Genomic DNA, 22,949 nt, shown 5'->3' with positions numbered 1-22,949 from the left:
GGCGGCACCGGGGAGGTCAACCGGACGGTCGGCGCCCCAACTCCCTCTCGATCAGCCGGTTGAGGTGCCGGCGGGCGTCCTCGGTGCTCAACGGGGGTGCCTGGCGCAGCCGTTGCAAAGCGAGACCGTCCGCGAGGGCGGCGAAGCGGACCGTGAAGCCGTCGAGGTCGTCGGAGTCGAACTCCCCGTCCGCGACGCCCCGTTCGGCCAGCGCGCGGATCTGCTGGTGCCAGCTCTCGTACCGCCGGGCCTGGCCGCCGCTGAAGGCCTCGTCGGTGCCCTGCTCGCCCGCGTTCCAGTAGTCGAACCACATGCGCCAGTGCCGGTCGGTGTCCTCGGTGAACAGCGCGTCGACCAGCAGCCGCAGCGCCTGGGCCCCGCTGGTCGCCTGCTCGGCGGCCTCGTGCAGTTCGGCGTAGTAGCGCTCGATGTGCAGGACCATCGCCTCGGAGAGGATCTCCTGCACACTGCCGAAGTGGTACGTCACGGTGCCGACCGAGACTCCGGCGGCGGCGGCCACGTCCCGCACGCCGACCGAGGCGTAGCCGCGTTCGGCTATCAGCGGGACGGCCGCCTCGACGATGAGCCGGCGGCGCACCTCGGTGGGCTGCCGGGTCCGGTCGGCGGCGGCGACCGCGCGGCGGGGGGACTTCGCGGCCGGCTGGGGCTGCTTGGCGGCGGTCATCCCGAGGTCCTCGGGGTGGTGCGGTGCCATGCGCGCTTGGCCACTGTCTCTCCGTTCGCCCGTGCTTCGACGCGGCTGTCCATGACGAAGTCCGCGTGCGTGGCGCGCAGCTCCGTCCGCGCCATGATCTCAGCGTCCCACCCGTCCCCGCGCCGCAGCCGGATCCGCCAGCGCGACACGGCGTGCGCGGACAGCGGGTCGTCGCTGCGGACGCGGTACGTCTCGCGCGCGTCCTCCTCGTAGCGCAGTCCGTCCGGATACGTCCGTGAGCCCCCGTAGTTGGGGTCGACCTCCAGCGTCCACTCCCCCTTGGCCACGTCGTGGGTGACCAGGCGTTCCGGGGTCGGCTCGGCGGGCCGGTCGTAGGTCACGTCGAGCGGGACCGCCTGCTCGGGCTCCTCGAAGCGGATCGGCGGCTCCGGTCCGCGTTCGCGCAGGGGCAGTTCCACGACGCTCCGGGCCGGTACGATCCGCAGCTCGCCGCGCTCGGCGTGCGGCCACACCCACGGCCAGTAGGTGTCGGAGACGGCGACCCTGATGCGATGCCCGGCCGGGACCGCGTAGCCGATGCCGGTCAGCTCGAACTCGACGTCCTCGTACGTCCCGGGTGTCCACTCGACGGCCCGGTCGCGGCCGTGCCTGCTCAGCAGGTTGAGCACCCCGCGGGTGACGAGCGTGGACGAGCCGTCGGGGGCGACGTCGCACAGCCGGGCCACGACATGGGCACGTGGGACGGCGCTGTCGAGGCGGAGCCGCACGCGCGGTCGGCCGAGGATCTCGACGCGTTCGCCGAGCGGTTCGGAGTCGAAGCAGACCGAGCGGCCGTCCTCCTCGCGCTGGTCCGGCGGCAGATCGCTCGCGTTGCCGAAGGGGAAGAAGCGCCCGGCGTCGAGCCCGGTGTGCTGCGGGGACCGCACGAGGACGGGCTCGGCACCCGCGCCGAGCGGGCGCGCGTCCCAGCGCACCTTCGCGCTGGGCAACTCGGTGTCTCCCACCCAACGGCCGGGCAGCTCGTCGTACGACGTCGCCGGCGGGACCGGGTCGGTGATCCAGGCCCGCAGCAGGGGCTCGTCCATGACGCCCGTGTCGATGCCCTTGAGGTGGTGGTCCCACCAGCGCAGGGTCTCCTGGAGGAAGCCGATGGCCGGGCCGGGCGGCAGACCGCGGTCGGGGTACTGGTGCGACCAGGGGCCGACGATCCCCCGGACGCGGTCGCCCGGGAGGTGTTCCACGAGGCGCAGGACGGTGTCCCGGTAGGGGTCGTTCCAGCCGCCGACCGCGAGGACGGCCGCGTCGATCGCCGTGTAGTCCTCGCAGACACTCCCGTGCTTCCAGTAGTCGTCGCGCTGCTGGTGGTCGAGCCAGGTGTGCAGGAAGGGTTCGAGGGCGTCGAGTCGGTCGCGCCACATCGGCAGCCAGCGGTCCGCGCCGACGCTCTCCGGGTCCGGCGGCCGGGCGGCGAAGGCGAGCATGGTGCCGGCCCAGGCGAGCATGTCGATGCCGAGGACGGCGCCGCCCGTGTAGTGGACGTCGTTGTCGTAGCGGTCGTCGGTGGAGCAGACGGTGACGATCGCCTTGAGCGGTTCGGGGGCGAGGGCGGCGATCTGGAGGGAGTTGAAGCCGCCCCAGGAGATGCCGAACATGCCGACCTTGCCGGTGCACCAGGGTTGCGCGGCAAGCCAGTTGACGACGTCGACGCCGTCGGCGAGTTCCTGCGCGTCGTACTCGTCGCCGGGCAGCCCCTCGCTGTCGCCGTGCCCCCGGATGTCGACGCGGACGGAGGCGTAGCCGTGTCCGGCGTACCAGGGGTGGCGCTGGGCGTCGCGGGGCGCGGTCCAGTCGCTCTTGCGGTACGGGAGGTATTCGAGCAGCGCGGGTACCGGGTCGGCCCCAGCGTCGGCGGGCCGCCAGACGCGGGCGTGCAGCCGGGTCCTTCCGTCCCGGGTGGGGATCCAGACGTCCTCGCGGACGACCCGGCGTTCGAACTGCTCGCGGTACTTCACGAAACTCCTTCCGCCACGGGGGCGTTGAGGGGGCGCCAGCGCCGGACGCGGTGGCCGGTGTCGCCGTGGTCGGTCCAGATGTCGTCGCCGTCCGTCGCGTCGGCCCAGTCGGTGGTGTCGTCGGCGTAGGGCCGTGCGTCGGGGTCGGGTTCGAGGGCGGCGGCCATGAGCCGGCGGGTGTAGGGGTGGCGGGGGTCGGCGAACACGGCCTCGGTCGGGCCCTCTTCGACGACGACTCCGTGGCGCAGGACGACGACGCGGTCCGCGACACCGCGTACGACCGCCAGGTCGTGGCTGATGAAGAGGCAGGCGAGGTCGCGTTCGCGGCGGAGGTCGTCGAGGAGGCGGAGCACGTCCGCCTGGACGGACACGTCCAGGGCGGTGGTGATCTCGTCGGCGATCAGGACGTCGGGCTCGCCGGCCAACGCCCGCGCGATCCCGATGCGTTGCCGCTGGCCGCCGGAGAGCTGCGCGGGCAGGCGGTCCGCGAGGTCCGGGTCGAGCCGTACGTCGGCGATGAGGCGGCGGGCCCGCTCGGTCGCCGTCGCTCGGTCGGGCGCGGTGCCGAAGAACCGCAGCGGGTGGCGGACCGCGTCGCCCACGCAGCGGCGGGGGTTGAGCGAGGTGTCCGCGTTCTGGAAGACCAGCTGCACGCGGCGCCGCAGTGACAGCGGCCGTCGCTGGGCGGGGCGGGCCAGGTCGCCGTCCTGGTGGCGCATCGTGCCGCCGGAGGGGGCGCGCAGTCCGGCCAGGGTCCACGCGAGGGTGGACTTGCCGCTGCCCGACTCGCCCACGAGGGCGAGGACTTCGCCGCGCCGGACCTCGAAGGAGACACCGTGTACGGCGCGGGTGCCGCCGTAGTCGACGGTGACGTCCTGGGCGGACACGGCCACGGGGGCGTCGGCGGGCACCTCGGTCCTCGGCCTGACCTCGCGTTCCCCCGACTCGCCGACGACCGCGAGTCCGGCGTCGTCGAGGCGCGGCACGCTCGCCAACAGGCGGCGGGTGTAGGGGTCCTGGGGCCGGGTGAAGAGCTGCCGTGTGGGCGCCTGTTCCACCACCCGGCCCGAGCGCAGGACGGTGACCTCGTCGGCCATGTGCGCGACGACCCCGAGGTCGTGGCTCACCAGGACGGCGGCCAGGCCGAGTTCGTCGCTGAGGGCGGTGATCAGGTCGAGGACGCCGCGCTGGGTGACGACGTCCAGGCCGGTCGTCGGCTCGTCGAGGACGAGGACCTTGGGGCGGGCCGCGATGGCCATGGCGATGGCGACGCGCTGCTGCTGGCCGCCGGAGAGTTCGTGCGGATAGCGGCGCGCGAGGTCGGCGGGGCGCGGCAGCCGTACCTGTTCGAGGAGTTCGGTGACGGGCACCTGGCCGCCGGCCTCCGCGATCTGGCGTCCGACGCGCATGGAGGGGGTGAGGGCGTGGCCGGCGTTCTGGCCGACCATCGCGACCGTGTCGCCGCGCAGTCGCCGCAACTCCCGTGCGGGCAGGGCGAAGACGTCGGCGCCGGAGACGTGGACCGATCCTCCGGTGATCCGGGAGCCGTGGCGCAGATGTCCGAGGAGGGTCGCGGCGACGGTCGACTTGCCGCTGCCGGACTCGCCGACGAGCGCGTGCGTCCGGCCCTCGGCGACCTCCAGGGACACCTCGTGCACGACGGGCACGTCCCGGCCGCCCGAACGGTAGGCCACGGAAAGGGAGTTGACGGAAACGATCGGGGTCATCAGGAGCCCTCCCCGATCCGGTCGACGCCCCAGGCCTTGGAGAGGCCGTCGGCCGCGAGGTTGAGCCCGACCACGAGGGTGGCCAGGGCGACGATGGGAGCGAGGCTCGCCATCGGGACGACGGTGATCGCGGTGCGGTTCTCGGCGACCATCAGCCCCCAGTCGGGAGTGGGCGGGTCGGCGCCGAAGCCGAGGAAGGACAACGAGGAGATCAGCAGGACGACCCAGGAGGCCCGCATCGCGAACTCCACGCACACCACGTCGGTGATGTTCGGCAGGATCTCCCGGCGCAGGATCGACCAGGTGCTCTCGCCGCGGGCGCGGGCCGCGGTCACGTAGTCGGCGGGGACGACCGCGAGGGCGGCGCCGCGCACGACGCGGACGACCTGCGGGACGTAGACGATCGCGACGGCGAGGACGATGACCGCCGGGCCGGTGCCGAGGGCGGTGACGACGACGAGGAGGGCGAGGATCGACGGTACGGCGAGGACCGCGTCCAGGACCCGGCCCAGTACGTCGTCGAACCAGCCGCCGCGCAGGGCCGCAGCGCAGCCGATGACCGTGCCGAGGGCGACGGTGAGGAGAGTCGCGGCGACGGAGACGCCGAGGGCGTACCGGCCGCCGTACAGGACGCGGGCGAGGACGTCTCGGCCGTACTGGTCGGTGCCGGCCCAGTGGTTCCAGCTGGAGCCGAGCAGGGCGTGGCCGGCGTCGTTCGCGATCGGGTCGTAGGAGGTGAGGAGGGGGGCGAGCAGGGCGATCAGGACGTGTACGGCGACGATCGCGAGGCCGACGAGTGCCGTGCGGGAGGTGCGCAGGGTGCGCCAGGCGCGGGTGCCGCGCGTGGCCGGGGCCGGGGTGGTGGGGGCGAGCGTGGTCATCGGGTCCTCCCTCGGGTGCGGAGCCGGGGGTCGAGGGCCATGGTGGCCAGGTCGGCGGCGAGGTTGCAGACGACGTAGACGACCGCGCTGAGCAGGGCTATGGCCTGGATGGTGGGCAGGTCGCGGTTCTGCACGGAGGAGAGCATCAGCTTGCCGATGCCGGGGTAGTTGAAGACGTTCTCGACCACCGCGACCCCGCCGACCAGCCACGCCACGTTGAGCGCGATGACGTGCAGGGTGGGCAGCAGGGCGCTCGGCAGGGCGTGTCGGGTGACGACGCGCCAGGTGGAGAGGCCCTTGAGGCGGGCGGTGGTGACGTACTCGGTGGCCATCACGTCGATGACCGAGGTGCGGGCCATGCGGACGATGTACGCGGCCATCACCACGGCGAGGGCGAGGGCGGGAAGCCATACGGCGGGCAGGAGTTGGCCGACGGTGGCGTCGGGGCCGTAGAGGACGACGGCCGGGAACCACGGGAGGGCGACCGAGAAGCACAGGACGAGGACGGTCGCCACGACGAACTCGGGGACGCTCATGCCGACCAGGCTGACGGTGGAGATCAGGTGGTCGGGCCAGCGGTCGCGGTGGAGGCCGGCGAGGATGCCGAGGACGATCGAGCCGGTGACCGCGAAGAGGACCGTGACGAGGGCGATCAGCGCGGAGTTGGCGAGGTGGGTGGTCACCTCGCCGCCCACGGCCCCGCCGGTGACGAGGGAGGTGCCGAAGTCGCCGTGGAGGGCGCCGCCCACCCAGTCGGCGTACCGCTCCCAGGCGGGCCTGTCGAGGTGCAGCTTCTCGCGCAGGGCGGCGACCGCGTCCGGGGTGGCGTCCTTGCCGAGGATCTGGGTGGCGACGTCGCCGGGCAGCGCCTGGACGGCGAGGAAGACGAGGACGGAGGAGAGGAAGAGGGTGCCGACCGCCGCCGCGGTGCGGCGGGCGATGAAGGAGAGCATGGTCAGGCTCCCTTCAGGCCGATGCCGAGGTAGTCGAACTCGAAGCCGTGCTCGGCGTAGCCGCGTACCTTGCGGGAGACGCCGACGAGCCGGTCGGCGAACATCGGGGTCATCGCCCCGCCCCTCTCGATCACCAACGTCTGTGCCTCGCCGTAGAGTTCGCGCCGTCTGGTGTCGTCGAGCTCGGCGCGGGCGCGGTCGAGGACGGTGTCGAAGTCCTTGTCGGACCAGGCGGTCTCGTTGTAGGAGGAGCCGCTGCGGAAGATCTGGGTGAAGAGCTGGTCGACGGGCCGGCCCGTGAACCAGTAGGTGGCCATCAGCGGCTTCTTCATCCAGATCTGGGTGTAGTAGGAGTCCGCGGCGGCCGTCTTGACCCTGATCCGGATGCCGGCCCGCTTCGCGGAGTCCTGGTAGGCGAGGGCCATCGGTGTGAACAGCGGGTCGTAGGAGGAGGTGTAGAGGTCCATCGCCAGGCCCTCGTGACCCGCCTGCTTGAGCAGGTGTCTCGCCTGTTCGGGGTCGTGCTCGGGGTGCGCGGCGAGGTGCGCCGGGTCGCCGGGCGGCACCGGGTTGTCCCAGCCCGCCGCGCCCGCGCCCTGGAGGGCGACCTTCACGACGTGCTCGGGGTCGTAGGCGAGCTTCATCGCCCGGCGGACGCGGACGTCGGTGAAGGGCTTCTCGGTGGTGAGCATCGGCAGGACATACCACTGGGCGTTCTTCACGCGGGCGACGGTGGCGCGGTCGGAGGCGGCGACCACGCGGGCGGTCGCGAAGTCGAGGTTGGTCTGCGAGAGCAGGTCGACCTGGCCCGCCAGCAGGGCGTTCGAGCGGGCCGACATGTCGGCGACCGAGTAGAAGTCGACGGCGTCCAGGACCGGGCGGCCCGCCCAGTGGTCCGGGTAGGCGGTGACGCGGCCGGGGCCCGCCGGGGCGAACGACTCCAGCTTGAAGGGTCCGGTGCCGATGCCGGTACGGCCGATGGACTTCGCGCTGCCGTCCGGGACGACGTAGCAGTTGTAGTGCGTGAGCAGGCTCGGGAACTCGGCGTTCGGGGTCTTCAGCGGGACGACGAGGGTGTGGGCGTCGGGTGTGCCCAGCCGCGCCGGGTCGATGAGCGGGGCGAGGACCGCGGCCTGCGGGGACGCCGTCGCCTTGTCGAGGATGTGGCGCAGTGTGTAGGCGGCGTCGGCCGAGGTGAAGGCGCGGCCGTCGTGGAAGGTGACGCCCTCGCGGAGGTGGAAGGTCCAGGTGCGGGCCTTGGCGTCGGGTTCCCAGGACTCGGCGAGGTCGGGGGCGAGTTCGCCGTGCGCGTCCACGCGGACGAGCCGGTTGTAGAGGGCGCCCAGGTATTCGTACGCGGACAGTGAGCTCGCCGGGTCGAGGGTCTCGGCGTCGGAGGCGGGCGGCCGGGCGATGCGCAGCGTGCCGCCGCGGTCGGGGGCGCCCTTCGCGGCGGCGGCCGGCAGGACGGGGGCCGCCGCCGCCCCGGCGCAGCCGGTCAGCAGCCAGGACCCGCCGAGTGCCGCGGCCGAGGCGAGGCCCGCGGTGAGCACCGACCGGCGGCCCGGGTGGTGGATGTCGGACATGTACCGACCGTCCTTGTCGCTATTCGTTCAGCTATTCGTTCAGCGGAACGATTGAGTGAAGTGCGTGAACGATAACGAGAGGATGGATTCCCGCCAACCCTTCGAGCGCGGAAATTAACGTCCGAAACGCACTGGTTACCGGGAGGCGTCGCACCGGGGGCGGCTCGGCCGGGACGCACACGCCGCCGCCCGACGGCGACGCCCCGGGAGCGGCCTCACTCGTCAACTGCCGCCCCACCACGCCCTGTTGACATCACCCGGCGGGCGCCTAGCGTGTGCAGCGCACAGCATGTCGCACGACCTTCGGGATCTCGAACCGGAGTCGGGACGGTGGAGGGACACCGCCGCCCCGACTCCCACCTCCTCGACATGCGAAGGACACAGGTGATGACCCCACCCCTGGGCAGACGTCAGCTGCTCGCCGCCGCAGGTGCCGCCTCGGCCGCGATCACCCTCACCGGGACGGACACCGCGGCGTACGCCGGCACGGATCACGCCGGCGCCGGATCCGGCGCCGTCCGGCCCTTCCCGCTCACCGCCGTGACCCTGCTGGAGGGCCCGTTCCGGGACAACCAGCGGCGCAACTCGGCCTATCTGCGCTTCGTCGACCTCGACCGGCTGCTGCACACCTTCCGCACCAACGTCCGGCTGCCCAGCGGCGCCCGGCCCTGCGGCGGCTGGGAGGGCCCGGACGTGGAGCTGCGCGGCCACTCCACCGGGCATCTGCTCTCCGGACTCGCGCTCGCGTACGCCAACACCGGTGACACGGTCCTGCGCGACAAGGGCCGGACGCTGGTCGCCGAGCTGGCGAAGTGCCAGGCGGCCTCGCCCGCCGCCGGTTTCCGCACCGGCTATCTGTCCGCGTTCCCGGAGAGCTTCTTCGACCGGCTGGAGGCCGGGACCGGGGTGTGGGCGCCGTACTACACGATCCACAAGATCATGGCGGGCCTGGTCGAGCAGTACCGGCTGACCGGGAACGAGCAGGCCCTCGATGTGGTGCTCCGGCAGGCCCGTTGGGTCGACGCGCGGACCTCGGGGCTGTCGTACGAGCAGATGCAGCGGGTGCTGGAGACCGAGTTCGGCGGTATGAACGACGTGCTCGCCGATCTGCACGCCCTCACCGGCGACACCGGCTGGCTCGATGTCGCCGAACGCTTCACACACGCCCGGGTCTTCGATCCGCTGGCCCTGGGCGAGGACCGGCTCGCCGGGCTGCACGCCAACACGCAGATCCCGAAGATGGTCGGCGCGCTGCGGCTGTGGGAGGAGGGACTGCCCGAGCGGTACCGCACGATCGCCGCGAACTTCTGGGAGATCGTCACCGGCCACCACTCGTACGTCATCGGCGGCAACAGCAACGGCGAGGCGTTCCACGAACCGGATGTCGTCGCCGGGCAGTTGTCGGACAGCACCTGCGAGAACTGCAACACCTACAACATGCTCAAGCTGACCCGGCTGCTGCACTTCCACACCCCGGACCGGGTGGAGCTGCTCGACTTCTACGAACGGGCCCTGTTCAACCAGCTGTTGGGCGAGCAGGACCCGGACTCCGAGCACGGCTTCAACATCTACTACACCGGTCTGGCGCCGGGTTCCTTCAAGCGCCAGCCGTCGTTCATGGGCGCGGATCCGGACGTGTACTCCACGGACTACGACAACTTCTCCTGCGACCACGGCACCGGCATGGAGACACACGCCAAGTTCGCCGACACGATCTACACGCACGACGAACACGGCCTGCTGGTCAACCTGTTCGTGCCCTCCCAGCTCGGCTGGCGCGAGCGGGGCATCACCTGGCGGCAGACCACCGGCTTCCCCGACCGCGCCTCCACCGCGCTGACGGTGATCGCCGGACGGTCCACGCACCGGCTCCGCGTCCGTGTCCCGTCCTGGGCCTCGGGCGCCCGCGCCGCCCTCAACGGCCGTACGCTGCCGGACCGTCCGAAGCCGGGCAGCTGGCTCAGCCTGGAGCGGACCTGGCGGGCCGGCGACCGGGTCGAGCTGAACCTGCCGATGCGCACGGTCCTGCGGCCGACCCCCGACGACCCCGATGTGCAGGCCGTGCTGCACGGTCCCGTGGTGCTGGCCGGGGCGTTCGGCGACCGGGCGGAGCCCTGGCTGTCACGCCTGGACGTCGACTCCGTACGGCGGTTGTCGTCCGACCCGCTGCGCTTCACCGCCCGCGCGGACGACACGGACGTGACGCTGCTGCCGATCGCCCGCGTCCACCACCAGCACTACTCGGTGTACTGGCTGACCGGCCAACCCCCGCCCCCGCCGCCGGAGTTCGCCGCCTGGCACCGCTTCGACGAGACCTCGGGCCCGACGGCGGCCGACGCGACGGGCAACGGCCGTACGGCCCAACTGGTCGGTGGCGCCACATGGTCGGCGGACGGCCTGCTCGGCGGTGCGGTCGCCCTGGACGGCGTGGACGGTCATGTCGCCCTCGCCGAGGACCTGTTGGCGGGCGCGTCGGCGTACTCGCTCGCCACCTGGGTCCGGCTGGACGGCCGGCCCGGCACCTGGAGCCGGATCTTCGACCTCGGCACCGGCGTCACCGCCAACATGTTCCTGACCCCGCTCAGCGGCGACGGCACCCTGCGGTACGCGATCACCGCGGGCGGGGCGGGCGCCGAGCAGCGCATCGACGCCGACCCGCTGCCCGCCGGCCGCTGGACCCATGTGGCGGTGGCCTACGGCGACGGGACCGCCGTCCTGTACGTCGACGGCGCGGAAGCCGGCCGCAACACCGCCGTCACCGTGGAGCCACGCCGCTTCGGCAACCACGTCCGCGCCGGGTACATCGGCCGGTCGCAGTACGCCGACCCGTACCTGAAGGGCGCGGTCGACGACTTCCGGGTCTACGGCAGGGCGCTGAGCGCCGCCGAGGTGGCGACGCTGGCGCGACCCGCGTAGCCCTGTCCGTGACCGGGTCACTCCCCCGCGAAGGCCTTCTCCAGCGCGGCGAGGTCGAACTTGCCCATCGCCATGAAGGACTGCGTCGCACGGGCGACCTTCGCGGGGTCCGGGTCGGTGATCATCTCGACCAGCCGGGTGGGGACGACCTGCCAGGACAGCCCGAACCTGTCCTTGAGCCAGCCGCACGGGCCGGGCTCGCCGCCGCCTTCGAGGAGCTTGGCCCAGTAGTAGTCGATGTCCTCCTGGTTCTCGCAGGGGATCTGGAAGGAGACCGCCTCGGTGAACTTGTACATCGGGCCGCCGTTCAGCGCGACGAACTTCTGTCCGAAGGCCGTGAACTCGACGGTGAGCACCGAGCCCGCCGGCTGCGGGGCGCCCTCGCCGTAGTGGCTGACCCGGCCGATGCTGGAGTTCTTGAAGATCGACACATACAGATGGGCGGCTTCCTCGGCCTGGCCGTCGAACCAGAGACACGTGGTGAATCCGTCGGTGGTCATGCGTTCCTCCATGGGCTCCCGGGGCGTCGGACACGGTCGTCCGTGCCGATCGCCCCTCGTCGGTCATCTGTATCGACCTGTCCGCGCCGCGAAACTCATCGGTCGGCGCCCCGACAATCCAGGTGACCCGTCCACGGCCCACGCCTAGGCTCGGCGTCCATGGCATATCCGCAGGCAGACAGTGTCCACCCGTACCGCATCGACATCCCGCAGGCCGACCTCGACGATCTGCACGCCCGCCTCGACCGCGTCCGCTGGCCCGACGAGCTGCCCGGCACGGGGTGGGCGTACGGCGTGCCGGCGGACTATCTGCGGGAGCTGGTGCGGTACTGGCGGCACGCGTACGACTGGCGGGCGGCCGAGCGCGAGCTGAACGCGTGGCCGCAGTTCACCACCACGATCGACGGCTCGAACGTCCACTTCGCGCACATCCGCTCCCCGGAACCGGCCGCCACCCCGCTGGTCATCACCCACGGCTGGCCGGGCTCGATCGCCGAATTCGTCGACATCGTCGGCCTGTTGACCGATCCGGCGGCCCACGGCGGAGACCCGGCCGACGCCTTCCACGTGGTCGTGCCGAGCATCCCGGGCTTCGGCCTGTCCGGGCCCCCGGCCGACACCGGCTGGGAGGCGGGCCGTATCGCCGACGCCTGGGCCGAACTCATGCGGCGCCTCGGCTACGAGCGCTTCGGCGCGCAGGGCGGCGACTGGGGCGGGGCGATCTCCCGCGAGCTGGGCCGCGCCCACCCCGACCGGGTCATCGGTGTCCATCTCAACCTGCTGCCGGGCGCGCAGGCGCTCACCGAGCCCACCCCCGAGGAGCTGGACGCGCTCGGCCCCGAGGAGCGGGCGAGGACCCTGGAGTCCTGGCACCGCTGGACCGCGTGGTCGCGCGAGGGCACCGGGTACGCCGTCCTGCACGCCACCCGCCCGCAGACCCTGGCCTACGCCCTCACGGACTCGCCGGTCGGCCAACTCGCTTGGATCGTCGAGAAGTTCAGGGAGTGGACCGACTCCGGGGAACTGCCCGAGGAGGCCGTGGACCGGGACCGGCTGCTCACCGGCGTGATGCTGTACTGGCTGACGGGGACCGCCGGTTCGGCCGCCCGGATCTACTACGAACGGGCGCACGCCACCGGCGCCCGGGCCGCCGCGCCCACCCTCGTGTCCACCACCCCCACGGCGCTCGCCGTGTTCCCCGCCGAACTCCAGATCCCGCTCCGCCACAAGGCCGAGCGCACCGAGAACATCGTCCGCTGGACCGAGCTGGACCGGGGCGGCCACTTCGCCGCCATGGAGGAACCGGACCTGCTGGCCGAGGACGTACGGGCCTTCTTCCGGCAGCTGCGCGAGCAGGGCACGCGGTGAGCGGAGGGTGGCAGCGGCCGTCCGCTCTGCCCACGGCGAATCTGCCACCAGCCTAGAAACCCGCGGTCCGAGCGTCCGCCGGTCGACAGTGGAGACACCACAGAGCCCCGACAAGGAGTGCCGATGTCCTCACTCACGGCCGGCTTCGCGCCCGCCCGCATGCCACGAGGCGAGGAGGGCGACACCCCGCCCTCCCGCTTCGACGACCACCTCGCCGCGCAGCTCCTCGCCCAGCGGATCGTCCTCCTCGGCACCCAGGTCGACGAGGTCTCCGCGAACCGCGTCTGCGCCCAGCTCCTGCTGCTGTCCGCCGAGGACCCGCGCACGGACATCAGCCTGTACGTCAACAGCCCCGGCGGCTCGGTCACTTCGGGGCTGGCGATCTACGACACGATGCAGCTGATCCCGAACGACGTCTCGACGCTGGCGATGGGCTTCGCGGCGAGCATGGGCCAGTTCCTGCTGACCGTCGGGGCGCCCGGCAAGCGGTACGCCCTGCCCCACGCGCGGGTCATGATGCACCAGCCGTCGGCGGGCATCGGCGGCACCACCGCCGACATCGAGATCCAGGCCGAGAACCTGGAGCACACGAAGCGGACCATCGAGCGCCTCACCGCCCGGCACACCGGCCAGAGCGAGGAGACCATCTCCCGCGACGGCGACCGCGACCGCTGGTTCACGGCCGAACAGGCCAAGGAGTACGGCATGGTGGACCGGGTCGTCGCCTCGCTGGCCGACGTGCGCCCGGCCGCCGCCAAGCGACGGATGGGGCTCTGACATGGGGACGTACACGATTCCGAACGTCGTCGAGCGGACCCCGCAGGGCGAGCGCTCCTACGACGTGTTCAGCCGGCTGCTGTCCGAGCGGATCATCTTCCTCGGCACCGAGATCGACGACGGGGTCGCCAATGTCGTCATCGCGCAACTCCTCCATCTGGAGTCGGCGTCCCCGGAGAGCGAGATCGCGATCTACATCAACTCCCCCGGCGGCTCGTTCACTTCGCTCATGGCGATCTACGACACCATGACGTACGTCCAGGCCCCGATCTCGACGTTCTGCGTCGGCCAGGCCGCCTCCACGGCGGCCGTGCTGCTCGCGGGCGGGGACCCCGGACGCCGGTTCGTGCTGGAGCACGCGCGGGTGCTGCTCGGCCAGCCGGCCAGCGGCGGGCAGCGCGGCATGGTGTCCGATCTGGCGCTCCAGGCGAAGGAGATGGTGCGGATCCGCTCCCAGGTGGAGGAGGTGCTGTCCCGGCACACGCACCACGACATCGCGACACTGCGCGCCGACATGGACCGCGACAAGGTGTTCACCGCGCCGGAGGCCGTGGCGTACGGCCTCGCCGACGAGGTGGTCAGCCGACGCCTCGCCGCGGTCTGACCGACACCGTCAGGCGGCGACCAGGCACAGCCCGTCGTACGGCGAACCCGCCCTGCCCCGACGCCTGTCGCGGTGCCGGGTGAACTCGTTCCGGGTCAGCGACAGCAGGTCGCCGAGGTCGAGGCCGAGAGCGTGGGCGGCGGCCGCGAGGACCTCCGAGGAGGCCTCCTTGCGGCCCCGCTCCACCTCCGAGAGATACGGCACGGAGATCCGGGCGGCGTCGGCGACATCCTTCAACGTGCGTTCCTGCGCGCGGCGTTCACGTCGTAGGACGTCACCGACCAGGTCGCGCCACAGCGGTTCCTTCGGCGCCGGAGGGGCCGGCTCCGGCCGGTGCGGGGCAGGCGCGTGCGGGGCCGACGTGCGCGGGGCCGACGTGCGCGGGGCCGACGTGTGCGGGCGCAGCGGGATCACGCGGGCTTGGTTCGGCGCTTGGTTGCTCACCCCCTCAGACTAAAAGCGCTGGACGCCAGGGCAAGGGATCAGCATTCTGCCCTGGGGGAAATCGCCGACCTGAAGGGTGCGCGAACAGTGCTGCGCGACACGTTCGACGGAGTGGCCGAGCGGTACGACCGGGCCCGCCCCCGGTATCCGCGCGCTCTCGTCGCGGAACTGGCCCGGGTGGCGGACCTCGGCCCGCACAGCCGGGTCCTGGAGATCGCCCCCGGGACCGGCCAACTCACCGTCCCGCTGGCCGAGTTCGGCTGCCGGCTGACCGCCGTGGAACTGGGGCCGGCACTGGCGGCGGTGGCGCGGCGCAACCTGAGCGCCTTCCCGCGCGTGGACGTGCGGGTGGCGGACTTCGAGCTGTGGGAACCGCCGGACGACGAACCCTTCGACCTGGTGGTGATCGCGACGGCGTACCACTGGTTCGACCCCCGCAGCTTCTTGGCGAGGACGGCGTCCGTCCTGCGTCCCGGCGGACGGCTCGCGGTCGTCACCACCGACCATGTGGCGGGCGGCACCCAGGAGTTCTTCGACCGCTCGCAACGCTGCTACGAACGCTGGGACCCGAGCACCCGGCCCGGCTTCCGGAGTCCCACCGAGGACGAGACGGCCACGGACACCGGGGAGTTCGAACGCTCCGCGCACTTCGAGGACGTCACGGTGTGGCGCGGTGCGCGGGAGCTCACGTACACGACGGACGAGTATCTGGACGTCCTGCTCACCTACTCGAACCATCTCGCCCTGGACGAGCCCGCGCGCCGGGGCCTGCTGGCCTGTCTCCGGGAGCTGATGGACACCCGGCACGGGGGCCGGATCACCAAGCGGTATCTGCACGAGCTGATCACGGCCACCCGGACCGGAAGCTAGCCGGTCAGCTCCACCACGGCTCTGACCTGCTTGCCGACCGGTACGCGCTCCACGCTCACCCGGGCGGCCAGGGCGTGCACGATCTCCAGGCCGTGCCGGCCGATCCGCTCGGGGTCGCGGGCGAAGAGGCGGGGCAGGGCGACGCTGCTGTCGCACACGGACACCGTCACCGAGGTGTCCGTACCCTCCAGTTCCAGGATGTACGGGCCGTTGCTGTGCCGGTCCGCGTTGGTGACCAACTCGCTGACCACCAGCAGCAGTTCGCTTTCGGAGCGGTCGTCGATGGTGGCGCACCACTCGGTTCTGAGCCGTTCGAGGAACTGGTGGGTGAAGTGCCGGGCGGCGGAGATGCAGCCCGGTTCCCCGGTGTAGTGCGCCGCCCGCCGCAGCGGTTCCACGGGCACGTCGAAACGAGTCGGTATCACTACCCCGTCCCGGTGGTCGATCATGCGTGTCTCTCTCGAAGGCGGGCGCCGGACTGTTGCTGTCGCACCAGTGCTCGTACCCAGCCCCACGCCGGGCAGTCCCCCTAGGAGAGTGACGGTGAACTCGTCCCCGGGGAAACCGGCGCGCTGAAGCCGGACACCGAGGCCGACGCGGACGTCGTCGTGGCGCTGGAGACGACCGATGAGGGCGCCGAGGCCGAGGAGGAGGACGAGGTCTCGGTCGACGGCGGCTCGGAGGACGGCGGTTGCGGACTCGCGGGCGACGAGGACGGAGCGGACGGCGACGAGGAGGACGAGGACGGGGAACTCGACGTCGGCGGACACGGGCTCGTGGACGCACCGGGCGTACCGGGCGTGCCCGGTGTGCCGGGGGACGTGGAGGCGCAGGGCGACGGGGAGGTGGAGGACGGCGAGGTCGGCGGGGACACGGTCACCGAGGGGCTGGCCGGGTTCAGCGGCGGCGGGGTCCGGTGGTCGTGGCGGCCCGTGTCGCCGTGGTGGCGGCCGAACCAGTGCCCGTTGTGCGGGTCGTAGATCACGAAGATGTTGATGACCTGCGGTGCGGGGGTGACCACGACGACGTTCTGCGGGCGGTACGACGACCAGGTGTCGCCGGTCGGCTTCGGGGTGGTCTGCTGGGCGACCGGCGGGGAGAGCGGGTTGCCGCAGGCGCAGCGGACGCGGGGCACGCCGTGGCTGTCGACGAGGACGGCGGTGCCGGCCTGGAGGACGGCCTGGTAGCCGGTGGCGACGCCGTCGCGGTAGCCGTGGTTGGTGACGCGGGTGTCCATGCGCAGCTGTACGGGGGTGAGGGAGCGCAGATAGGCGGGGACTCCGGCGGGCTGGACGCCGACGACGGACGCGAACGCCTTGTTCTTCGCCGGGTCGGCCTGGAGCGCCTTGATCTGCTTCTCCACGTCACAGCTGGCGACGTTCTGGGTGCCGCCGTAGAGACCGGGGGCGCCGCCGTCGACACCGCGCACGGCGTTCGCGGGTTCCGAGGCGGTGGGTGAGGCGGAGGCGGGCGGGGCGGAGCTCTCGGTGGCGCTGGACTCCGTGAACGGGTCGGGGCCGGTCTTGGCCGCGGCCTGGAGGAAGACCTCCCCCTTGCTCGCGGTGTTCGTCGAGCTGCCGCCGGAGCGGCTGAAGACGAGGCCCAGGACCACCGCGGCCACCACGACCGCGGTGAGGATCGCGACGCGCGGCGCGGACTTCCACCAGGGGCGGTGCGGTTCCGGCGCCCCGGCACCGCCGCCGCCCGAGGGCTGCGAGGGTGGGCCCGAAGGGGGCTGGGAGGGTCCCGACAGCGGGCCGGAGGGCGGTCCGGTGGGGCGGCCTGAAGACGGAGGTTCGACGCTCACGAGTTCTTCTTCCCGACGCGGTTCTCAGCGGCACTGATGACGTTTGATACCGCTTTGTCCACAACGAACCCATTGTGTGCTCCGGTCCCGGTCCGCCCGCAAGCCGACGCGGACGGACCTCCCGGCGGGCGCGCTCCCCCGGCGCTGCTTAGCGTGGCAGGCGTGACCCCCGAAACCCGCTCTGACCAGGCAGTCGCCCGCCACGGCTGGATCCAGGCCCTGAGCGCGGTGCTGGCCGGGCTGCTCAGCATGGGCGTGGTCGCCGCGCTCGGCCTGTGGGCGGCGGGCGCGACGGATCTCCCGGACGGCGCGTTCCCCAGGGTCGTCACGGCGACCGTGGTGACGGCCGTCGGCGGCACGGTGAGGCTCTCCGGGAACGCGGGCGCCCTGGCCGACACAAAGGCGGGCCTGACCGTCCTCCCCCTCTCGGTGACCCTGGCCGGCGCCCTGACCACCGCCGCCGCGTTCCTCCGGCCGCTGCGGCACCGCGCGGTCGCCTCGGCCGCGGAGCTGGCGGGCTGGGCCGCGCGGATCGCCGTACTGTGGCTGCTCGGCCTGATCGGACTGGCCCTCGGCGCGCGCCAGAAGTTCTCGGTCTCCCTCGGCAGCGGCACGCTCGGCGACATCGGCGACCTGATCGGCGCCTCGCCCGAGGTCGGCTTCGAGGCGGACGTACCGCGGACGGTGCTGTTCGGTCTGCTGTGGCTGGCCGGGGTCCTGGTTCTGGCCCTCCTCGTGTCGTCGGGCGCGCCCCTCCCCGCCCGCCTGCTGCGCTTCCACGCGTCCGTCCGCCCGGCCGCGTACGCCGTGGTGGCCCTCCTCCTCGGCTACGTCGCGCTCGGCGTCGTCGTCGCCCTCATCACCGCGGCGACACGCGGGAACGTCACCCAGACCTTCGCGCTGATCCTGCTCGGCATGCCGAACCTCGTCTGGCTCACCCTGACGATCGGCCTGGGCGCCACCTGGGAGGGCCGGGTCCACGGCCCCTTCGGCCTGCCCGTGCCGCACCTCCTGGACGAGGTCCTGCGCACCCCGGACATCTCCACCCTCGACCTGAACTCCATCGCCGCCTACGACGGCCGGGTGTGGTGGCTCCTGCCGGTGAACGCGGTCCTGCTGCTGTCCGCCGCGTTCCTGATGGCCGCCCGTTCACCGGCCCGCGTCCGCGCCTGGCAGCACGCCGTCCACCTCGCCGTCGCCTTCGCCCTCGCGGTCCTGATGATCTGCCTCCTGTGCCGCGTCTCCGCCCACTACGGCCTCTCCCTCCTCGGCATCGGCGACGTCGGCGGCGGCCTCACCGGGGATCTGTTGCTGAAACCCCGGCTGTGGTCGGCGGTGGGGCTGGCCGCGCTGTGGGGCCTGGTCGCGGGCTTCCTGGGCGCCCTGCTGGCGAAGCCGGTCCGCCGCCACGGGGAGATCGAAATTCCCGGGCAGGCGCAACGCCCGGCATGAGAGTGTGCGCGCAGCCGAGGAAAGGGTCGACATGGCGCTGACACTCGAAGACCGCCTGGCGATAACGGAGTTGATTGCACTGCACGGCCATCTGGTCGACGAGGGCGAACTCGACCGACTGGCCGAGGTGTTCACCCCGGACGTCGAGTACGACCTCACCGACTTCGGTCAGGCCACGATCGTCGGCCTTCCCGAACTCGTGCGCGCGTCCCTGGCGTTGGGCGAGGGCAACCCCGTCGCCCATCACGTCACGAACGTGGTGGTCCAGGAGTCGGCGCAGGGCCGGGTCCGGGCTCAAGCGAAGGGGCTGGGGATCCGGACGGACGGCTCGTGCGGTTCGGTGACGTACGAGGACACGGTGGTGCGCACCGGGACCGGCTGGCGGATCTCGCAGCGCAAGGTGTCGGCACGGCGAGTGCCGTTGAACGGAGCACGCGGCGCCCTTTGAGAGGCGCGGGGCGGCAGTTGTGGCCCGCGCCGCCGCCGGGCGCGAAGAGCCTCAACCGGCCCGTAGCCGACGACGAGTTCAGCGTTCCCTGAACACCGGCTCCGCCCACGAGGGCACCGCGCCCGCCTCGGCCACCCCGGGCCCCGACGCCCCGCCCCGCAGGTCCGTCACGAACGCCAGGCACGACTCGTAACGGTCGTCCGGGCTCTTGGCCAGTGCCTTCGTGAAGACGGCGTCGACGTGCACCGGCAGATCGGGCCGGCACTCGGTGAGCGCGGGCGGTACGTCGTACTGGTGCGCCCACAGCAGGGCCATGTCGTCGTCCCGCCGGAACGGCGGGCGCCCCGCCAGGGTGTCGTAGGCGACGCAGGCGAGGCCGTACACGTCGCAGCGGCCGTCGACGGGCCGGCCCGAGATCTGCTCGGGGGCCACGTAGTCGAGGGTCCCGACGAACTGGCCGACCGTCGTGAACCCGGTCAGCGACAGGGACTTCTTCGTCAGACCGAAGTCGGTCAGGTACACGTGCTCGGGATGGTCGTCGTCGGTGCCGCGGGCCACGAGGATGTTGCCGGGCTTGACGTCCCGGTGGACCAGCCCGTGTTCGTGGGCCGCGTCGAGCGCGGACGCGACCTGGCCGACGATGCGCGCGGCCGTGGAGAGCCCCAACGGGCCCGCCCGGTCCAGGAGATGGCGCAGGTCGCTGCCGGAGACGTAGCGCATGGCGATGTACAGGACGCCGTCCGTCTCGCCCGCCTCGAAGACCGGCACGATGTGCGGGTGGTCGATCGCGGCGGCGACCCGGGACTCGTGGGTGAAGCGTTTGCGGAAGGTGTCGTTGCGGGCGAGTTCCGGGGCGAGCAGTTTGAGGGCGACCGTGCGGTCCAGGCGCAGGTCGTGGGCGCGGTAGACGACCGCCATGCCGCCGCGGCCGATCTCGTCCTCGATGCGGTAGCCGGCGATCCGCCTGCCGATCAGCTCGGAGGGGCGCCCGGAGAAGAGGCTCGCGTCACGGGCCATCGGGGCTCACGACCTGGGTGGGGGCGTGCCCGGGGTCGGCCGGTTCGGCGCGGGGGCCCTCGTCGGTGGCGTAGGTGCTGAGCCGGGTGCCGTCGGCGTGGACCCAGCGTCCGTGGTCGGCGTCGTAGAGCCAGACGGAGGCGCCGTCGACGACCACCCCGATCCGCAGGCCCTTGGTGCGGGCCTCGAAGGAGGCGCCGTCGAGGGCGCCGCCCGCGAGTTCCTCCACGGCGCCACGGTAGCGGGCGAGGGCCTGTTCGGCGCGGGCGAGGAGCGGGCGCGGGTCGGCGATGCCGGCCTGCGGGGCACCGGCGGCGGGCGGGTCCTGGGAGACGGAGATGAGATGGCGGCCGTCGACCCAGGCGGACCAGCCGTTGGAGCACAGGGCGTGCACCCAGTCGCCGCGCCGTTCGAGGAGCTGCACGGGCAGCAGCGCGTCGAGCGGCACGGTGGGGCGGGCGGGGTCCGGGGCCTCCCAGGCGGGCATCCCGTGCTCGGGGACGACATGCGTGGGCCGGAAGCCGGGGGTGGTCGTCATCGCGCCGCCCTATTTCCGCATCACGGCGGGTTCGTGCCGGCGCAGCAGCCGGGACACCAGGAGGCCGAAGAGCAGCGAGAGGACGACCAGCATGCCCATGTTGAGCAGCCAGGCCGCGGCCGAGTGCCGGAACAGCGGGTCGCCGGTCAGTTCGCCCGGCACGATGCGGGCCAGTCCGATGGTGCCGGCCATGCCGCCGAGCGCCCAGCGCGAGGGCACGAGCCAGGAGAGCTGTTCCAGGCCGGGTACGCCGTGCAGTTTCAACAGGGCGCCGCAGAAAACCACTTGGACGATGGCGAGCAGCACGAGCAGCGGCATCGTCACCTCCTCCTTGCGCACCAGCGCGGAGACCAGCAGGCCGAGCATCATCGCGGTGAACGCCAACAGGGCCACGGCCACGGTGATCTCGATCAGCGGTGGCATCAACACCCCTTTGCCACGGGGTGCGTTGAGGTCGACGCCGAAGAGGCCGACCAGGGTGAGCACCACGGCCTGCGCCACGGTGATCGCGCCCAGTACGACGACCTTGGAGAGCAGGTAGGCCGATCTGGACAGGCCGACGGCTCTCTCGCGGCGGTAGATCGCGCGTTCCTTGACGAGTTCCCGCACGGCGTTGGCCGCGCCGGTCAGCACGCCGCCGACGCAGAGGATGAGCAGCGCGTTCATCGCGGTCTCGCGCGTCAGGGTGCTTCCGGCGAGCGCGCGGGCCATCGCGCCCATCACGAACGGCAGCGCCACCATGATCACGAGGAAGGTCCGGTCGGCGGCGAGCGCGGCGGCGTAACGCCGTACCAGCGTGCCGAGTTGGGCGCCGCGACTGCGCGGCCGGGGCGGCGGGGCCACGGCGACCGGGCCGGAGCCGAGCAGGTGCGGCTGGGCGGCGGAGTCGCGGATGTACCGGCGGTGGAAGGGGGATTGCCTGAACTCCCCCGCCCAGTCCCGGTCCTGGTCGCGTTCGAAGGCCTCGAAGGCCTCCGGCCAGTGCTCGAAGCCGAAGAACGCGAGGGCGTCGCCGGGCGGCCCGTAGTAGGCGATCCGGCCGCCGGGCGCGAGCACCAGGAGGCGGTCGCAGACGTCGAGGCTGAGGACGCTGTGGGTGACGACGATGACGGTGCGGCCGTCGTCGGCGAGGCCGCGCAGCATGTGCATCACCGAGCGGTCCATGCCGGGGTCGAGGCCGGAGGTGGGTTCGTCGAGGAAGAGCAGTGACGGTTTGGTCAGCAGTTCCAGGGCCACGCTGACCCGCTTGCGCTGGCCGCCGGAGAGGCTGTGCACGGGCTGCTCGGCCCGCTGCCCGAGGCCGAGTTCGCGGACGACCTCCTCGACCCGGGCCTGCCGTTCCGCCTTGGCCGTGTCCTGCGGGAAGCGCAGTTCGGCCGCATAGGACAGGGCGCTGTGCACGGTGAGCTGGGCGTGCAGGATGTCGTCCTGCGGGACCAGGCCGATGCGCTGGCGCAGTTCGGCGTAGTCGCGGTAGAGGTCGCGGCCGTCGTAGAGGACGGTGCCGCGGTCGGCGGGGCGCTGGCCGGTGAGCGCGTTGAGCAGGGTGGACTTCCCGGCGCCGCTGGGGCCGACGACGGCGAGCAGGCATTTCTCCCCGACGGGGAACGACACCTGGTCCAGGAGGACCTTGCGGCCGTGGTCGACGGCGACCGTGAGGTCCTGTACGTCGAGGGAGACCTCGCCGGTGTCGACGTACTCCTGCAACTGGTCGCCGACCAGACAGAACGCGGAGTGCCCGATGCCGACGATGTCACCGGGGCCCACGGTGGCGCGGGGCACGGGCTGGCCGTTGAGGTAGGTGCCGTTGTGGCTGCCGAGGTCGACGATCTCGTACGTCCCGTCGGCGAGGGCGCGCAGTTCGGCGTGCCGGCGGGAGACGATCAGGTCGTCGACGACGAGGTCGTTGTCGGCGGCCCGGCCGATGCGGATCGTGCGGGCGGGCAGCGGTCGTACGGTGGTCGGCTGCCGGAAGGTGCCGGTGAGGGCGGGCATGGACACGGCCGAGGGGCGTTCGGGGGCCGGGGCGGGGCGGCCGGCCAGGGTGACGCGCGGGCCGTCGGCCGCGCTGCCGAAGCGGATCACGCTGCCGGGGCCGACGTCCCACGCGTCGACGCGGCGGCCGTCGGCGTAGGTGCCGTTCGTGCTGTGTTCGTCCTCCAGCGTCCAGTGGTCGGCGTCGGGCCGCAGGACCGCGTGGTGCCAGGAGACCCGGGCGTCGTCGATGACGATGTCGCTGAGCGGATCGCGGCCCACGTGGTAGTCGCGGCTCGGGATCATGACCGTGGAGCCCGACTCGGTCTCCAGGAGGAGTTCGGGCGCGGTCCGCGCCATCGGACGCTCCGGCATGCCCAGAATTCTACCGATTGGCTC

Annotated in this window: 20 protein-coding genes; 7 read left to right on the top strand and 13 right to left on the bottom strand. The window is 72.4% G+C overall.

What is annotated here, in order from left to right:
• Positions 1–16: 16 nt before the first annotated feature.
• From ACIQPR_RS21110 to ACIQPR_RS21085, 6 genes are read right to left on the bottom strand one after another with little or no spacing between them, the layout of a single operon-like run.
• On the bottom strand, positions 17–685 hold the full coding sequence (locus ACIQPR_RS21110) for a TetR/AcrR family transcriptional regulator (RefSeq protein WP_403650489.1): 669 nt from the start codon (positions 683–685) through the stop codon (positions 17–19).
• Positions 682–2,688 carry a CocE/NonD family hydrolase gene (locus tag ACIQPR_RS21105; protein ID WP_403650487.1) on the bottom strand — a complete coding sequence of 669 codons (2,007 nt, stop codon included), beginning with the start codon at positions 2,686–2,688 and terminating at the stop codon, positions 682–684. The genes ACIQPR_RS21110 and ACIQPR_RS21105 overlap by 4 nt, the downstream gene beginning before the upstream one ends.
• Positions 2,685–4,415 carry a dipeptide ABC transporter ATP-binding protein gene (locus ACIQPR_RS21100; RefSeq protein WP_403650485.1) on the bottom strand — a complete coding sequence of 577 codons (1,731 nt, stop codon included), beginning with the start codon at positions 4,413–4,415 and terminating at the stop codon, positions 2,685–2,687. Before ACIQPR_RS21100 ends, ACIQPR_RS21105 begins: the two co-directional genes overlap by 4 nt.
• The gene (locus tag ACIQPR_RS21095; protein WP_403650483.1) at positions 4,415–5,296 is read right to left on the bottom strand and encodes an ABC transporter permease; all 882 of its coding nucleotides are present in this window, start codon (positions 5,294–5,296) and stop codon (positions 4,415–4,417) included. Before ACIQPR_RS21095 ends, ACIQPR_RS21100 begins: the two co-directional genes overlap by 1 nt.
• Positions 5,293–6,249, bottom strand: a complete 957-nt coding sequence (locus tag ACIQPR_RS21090; RefSeq protein ID WP_403650481.1) for an ABC transporter permease — start codon at positions 6,247–6,249, stop codon at positions 5,293–5,295. The genes ACIQPR_RS21095 and ACIQPR_RS21090 overlap by 4 nt, the downstream gene beginning before the upstream one ends.
• A 2-nt stretch (positions 6,250–6,251) precedes the next feature.
• Positions 6,252–7,835 carry an ABC transporter substrate-binding protein gene (locus ACIQPR_RS21085; RefSeq protein ID WP_403650479.1) on the bottom strand — a complete coding sequence of 528 codons (1,584 nt, stop codon included), beginning with the start codon at positions 7,833–7,835 and terminating at the stop codon, positions 6,252–6,254.
• Between the two features lie 387 nt (positions 7,836–8,222).
• Here ACIQPR_RS21085 and ACIQPR_RS21080 point away from each other — a divergent pair, with 387 nt between their 5' ends.
• Positions 8,223–10,751 carry a beta-L-arabinofuranosidase domain-containing protein gene (locus ACIQPR_RS21080; RefSeq protein ID WP_403650477.1) on the top strand — a complete coding sequence of 843 codons (2,529 nt, stop codon included), beginning with the start codon at positions 8,223–8,225 and terminating at the stop codon, positions 10,749–10,751.
• A gap of 17 nt (positions 10,752–10,768) precedes the next feature.
• On the opposite strand, the gene ACIQPR_RS21075 is transcribed toward ACIQPR_RS21080, so the two are convergent.
• Positions 10,769–11,251, bottom strand: a complete 483-nt coding sequence (locus ACIQPR_RS21075) for a VOC family protein (protein WP_403650475.1) — start codon at positions 11,249–11,251, stop codon at positions 10,769–10,771.
• A gap of 159 nt (positions 11,252–11,410) precedes the next feature.
• Here ACIQPR_RS21075 and ACIQPR_RS21070 point away from each other — a divergent pair, with 159 nt between their 5' ends.
• The 3 genes from ACIQPR_RS21070 (at position 11,411) to ACIQPR_RS21060 (ending at position 14,000) form a co-directional block, all read left to right on the top strand.
• A complete protein-coding gene (locus ACIQPR_RS21070; RefSeq protein ID WP_403650473.1) occupies positions 11,411–12,619 on the top strand; it encodes an epoxide hydrolase family protein in 1,209 nt (402 codons plus the stop codon).
• A gap of 123 nt (positions 12,620–12,742) precedes the next feature.
• Positions 12,743–13,396, top strand: coding sequence for a ClpP family protease (locus tag ACIQPR_RS21065; protein WP_403650471.1), 654 nt, complete (start codon positions 12,743–12,745; stop codon positions 13,394–13,396).
• Between the two features lies 1 nt (position 13,397).
• Entirely contained in the window at positions 13,398–14,000 is a 603-nt protein-coding gene (locus tag ACIQPR_RS21060) for a ClpP family protease (protein ID WP_403650469.1), read from the top strand.
• A gap of 9 nt (positions 14,001–14,009) precedes the next feature.
• Here the strand turns inward: ACIQPR_RS21060 and ACIQPR_RS21055 are convergent, their stop codons facing one another.
• A complete protein-coding gene (locus tag ACIQPR_RS21055; protein WP_403650467.1) occupies positions 14,010–14,444 on the bottom strand; it encodes a helix-turn-helix domain-containing protein in 435 nt (144 codons plus the stop codon).
• Between the two features lie 87 nt (positions 14,445–14,531).
• Here ACIQPR_RS21055 and ACIQPR_RS21050 point away from each other — a divergent pair, with 87 nt between their 5' ends.
• The gene (locus ACIQPR_RS21050; RefSeq protein WP_403650465.1) at positions 14,532–15,314 is read left to right on the top strand and encodes a class I SAM-dependent methyltransferase; all 783 of its coding nucleotides are present in this window, start codon (positions 14,532–14,534) and stop codon (positions 15,312–15,314) included.
• On the opposite strand, the gene ACIQPR_RS21045 is transcribed toward ACIQPR_RS21050, so the two are convergent.
• Positions 15,311–15,763 (bottom strand): ATP-binding protein, encoded by a 453-nt coding sequence (locus ACIQPR_RS21045; protein WP_403650463.1) that lies wholly within the window; start codon positions 15,761–15,763, stop codon positions 15,311–15,313. The two genes, ACIQPR_RS21050 and ACIQPR_RS21045, sit on opposite strands and share 4 nt — an antisense overlap.
• Positions 15,764–15,843: 80 nt before the next feature.
• Positions 15,844–17,121, bottom strand: a complete 1,278-nt coding sequence (locus ACIQPR_RS21040) for a DUF6777 domain-containing protein (RefSeq protein ID WP_403650461.1) — start codon at positions 17,119–17,121, stop codon at positions 15,844–15,846.
• 162 nt (positions 17,122–17,283) lie between these two features.
• On the opposite strand from ACIQPR_RS21040, the gene ACIQPR_RS21035 reads away from it, so the two are divergent.
• Both ACIQPR_RS21035 and ACIQPR_RS21030 read left to right on the top strand, forming a co-directional pair.
• Entirely contained in the window at positions 17,284–18,573 is a 1,290-nt protein-coding gene (locus ACIQPR_RS21035) for a streptophobe family protein (RefSeq protein WP_403650459.1), read from the top strand.
• Positions 18,574–18,604: 31 nt separating this feature from the next.
• Complete coding sequence (locus ACIQPR_RS21030) at positions 18,605–19,021, top strand: nuclear transport factor 2 family protein (RefSeq protein WP_403650457.1); 417 nt, start codon at positions 18,605–18,607, stop codon at positions 19,019–19,021.
• 78 nt (positions 19,022–19,099) lie between these two features.
• Here the strand turns inward: ACIQPR_RS21030 and ACIQPR_RS21025 are convergent, their stop codons facing one another.
• From ACIQPR_RS21025 to ACIQPR_RS21015, 3 genes are read right to left on the bottom strand one after another with little or no spacing between them, the layout of a single operon-like run.
• Positions 19,100–20,038, bottom strand: a complete 939-nt coding sequence (locus ACIQPR_RS21025; protein WP_403650455.1) for a serine/threonine-protein kinase — start codon at positions 20,036–20,038, stop codon at positions 19,100–19,102.
• Complete coding sequence (locus ACIQPR_RS21020; protein WP_403650454.1) at positions 20,028–20,576, bottom strand: hypothetical protein; 549 nt, start codon at positions 20,574–20,576, stop codon at positions 20,028–20,030. Before ACIQPR_RS21020 ends, ACIQPR_RS21025 begins: the two co-directional genes overlap by 11 nt.
• Positions 20,577–20,585: 9 nt before the next feature.
• The gene (locus ACIQPR_RS21015) at positions 20,586–22,925 is read right to left on the bottom strand and encodes an FHA domain-containing protein (protein ID WP_403650452.1); all 2,340 of its coding nucleotides are present in this window, start codon (positions 22,923–22,925) and stop codon (positions 20,586–20,588) included.
• Positions 22,926–22,949 lie beyond the last annotated feature (24 nt).

This window comes from Streptomyces sp. NPDC091280 (assembly GCF_044768565.1).
GTDB lineage: Bacteria > Actinomycetota > Actinomycetes > Streptomycetales > Streptomycetaceae > Streptomyces.
This window is presented reverse-complemented; position numbering and strand designations above follow the sequence as displayed.